This is a genomic window from Dryocola clanedunensis subsp. sulfonylureivorans (assembly GCF_016756775.1).
GTDB classification, from domain to species: domain Bacteria; phylum Pseudomonadota; class Gammaproteobacteria; order Enterobacterales; family Enterobacteriaceae; genus Dryocola; species Dryocola clanedunensis.
The window spans coordinates 1-512 of the sequence record NZ_JAERMU010000088.1 but is presented as its reverse complement, the minus strand read 5'-3'; the positions used below and the strand labels follow the sequence as shown (position 1 = coordinate 512).

Here is a 512-nt window from a genome sequence, read left to right as displayed (position 1 = left end):
GCGCTCCAGAACGCGCTGGATAAATTCACTCTCGATGTCACCGCCAAAGCGCGTGAAGGCAACATCGATCCGGTCTTTGGCCGTGACACCGAAATTCGCCAGATGGTGGATATTCTCTCAAGACGTCGTAAAAACAACCCGATTCTGGTCGGCGAGCCCGGCGTCGGAAAAACCGCGCTGGTGGAAGGGCTGGCCCTGCGCATTGCCGAAGGTAACGTGCCGGAATCGCTGAAAACGGTCAGCCTGCGTACCCTCGACCTGGGGCTGCTGCAGGCGGGCGCGGGGGTGAAGGGCGAGTTCGAACAGCGCCTGAAAAACGTTATCGACGCGGTGCAGCAGTCGCCGATGCCGGTGCTGCTGTTTATCGACGAGGCCCACACTATTATCGGCGCCGGGAACCAGGCGGGGGGCGCAGACGCGGCCAACCTGCTGAAACCAGCCCTGGCTCGTGGCGAGCTGCGTACTATCGCCGCCACGACCTGGAGCGAATACAAACAGTATTTTGAACGTGA

The 512-nt window shown here is 60.7% G+C and carries 1 protein-coding gene; it reads left to right on the top strand.

Annotated elements, in window-relative coordinates; genetic code table 11:
* Positions 1-512, top strand: a 512-nt coding sequence (locus HYQ67_RS23915; RefSeq protein WP_202308683.1) for an AAA family ATPase, incomplete at both ends; no start/stop codon positions are given.